General features: G+C 38.4%; 2 protein-coding genes. One reads left to right on the forward strand and one right to left on the reverse strand.

The genetic code is table 11. The features are described from left to right. Positions 1–341: dioxygenase (locus ACOVO2_RS12625; RefSeq protein WP_421770323.1), on the forward strand; the 341-nt coding region annotated here is incomplete at its 5' end. Between the two features lie 203 nt (positions 342–544). Here ACOVO2_RS12625 and corA read toward each other — a convergent pair. Continuing rightward, a partial coding sequence (gene corA, locus ACOVO2_RS12630) for a magnesium/cobalt transporter CorA (protein ID WP_421770324.1) occupies positions 545–1507 on the reverse strand: 963 nt, incomplete at its 5' end.

Here is a 1507-nt window from a genome sequence, read left to right on the forward strand (position 1 = left end):
CATTGCGTGAAAAAGGCGTTCTGATTATTGGAAGTGGCTCGTTGATACATAATTTGCAAATTTTGGGTCAGAAAATGAGTACGGGCGATATGACTCCGTTTGGTTGGGAACCAGAATACGATGCTTGGATAAAAAAGCAAATCGACGACCGCAACGTGGCGAATGTAATTAACTACGAAACGAGCCACAAACTTGGAAAAATGGCTGCACCAACGCCCGACCATTTTGTGCCTGTTTTGTATAGTTTGGGGCTAATGGATGCCAAAGACGAACTCAATTATTTCTACGAAGGAAAACCCAATTTGCCAGCTTTCAGCGAGCGAAGTTTTATCTTTAGTTGATGGGATACAATTACGCCTTGTAGGCAACTAACCATGGCTAAACACAATGGACACAATAGATTGTCGCAATAGACACAAGTTTAAGTCAGCAATCTTTGTGTCTATCGTGTCTCCATTGTGTCTATTGTGGTTAATTTTTGATGTCTGCACAACATGATTTTATTTAACATTCCGCTATTTTCTTATGGACTATTGACTGTGGGCTATACATATTTCTTCCATTTAAAATAAATCCAAAGGACAATCGAAATACCAACCATGCTACCGATTGTATAAAAATAACCATTTGGGTGACGTAGCTCGGGCATATTATCGAAATTCATGCCGTAAATGCCCGCAATGAAGGTTAAAGGCATGAAAATAGCGGTAAAAACGGTGAGTGTTTTCATGACCGAATTCATCTTATTACTCAAACTTGTGAGGTAAATATTCTGAATATTTTCAATCATTTCTCGGTAAGATTCAATCGTTTCGAGGGTTTGCAGAATGTGGTCGTAAACGTCTCGTAGATAAATGTTTGTGCTAGCTTGAATCAGGTCAGAATTGTCACGAGTGAGTGAGCCGAAAATATCTCTGAGTGGTAAAACTGCTTTGCGAATTTGCATCAATTCACGGCGAAGTTCGTAGAGTGCAGTTTGGTCATCTTTGTGCGGATTTTCGATGATTTTTATTTCTAAATCTTCCAGTTTTTCGCTAAATTTTTCAAGAACAACGAAGTAATTATCCACCACCAAATCGCAGAGCGAATAAAATAAATAATCAGCTTTGCCTTTGCGGGTTTTGCCGACTGATGCTTTTAGTCGGGTAAAAATTGGAGCAAAAACATCAGATTTGTGCATTTCTTGAAACGAAACAACATAGTTTTTGCCCAAAACCAATGCTACGTGTTCGGTTTCAACTTCATTAAGAGTTTCGTTGAATTGCAGCATTTTCATTATCACAAATATATTTTGCTCGCCAAAATGCTCCAATTTGGGTTTCTGCTCGGTGTTTAGTACATCTTCGAGTAAGAGCGGGTGCAAGTGATAATGTTTGCCGATTTCTTCAACGATATGCACTTCATGCACGCCATCAACATCAAGCCAATTTACATGATTTTCGTTGAGCGAAGGCTTACATTCACTGATAGATTTTACTTCTTTTTGCTGATAAATTTCATCATTAAA

Origin of the sequence: Emticicia sp. (assembly GCF_049241225.1) — a bacterium.
Taxonomy (GTDB): domain Bacteria; phylum Bacteroidota; class Bacteroidia; order Cytophagales; family Spirosomataceae; genus Emticicia.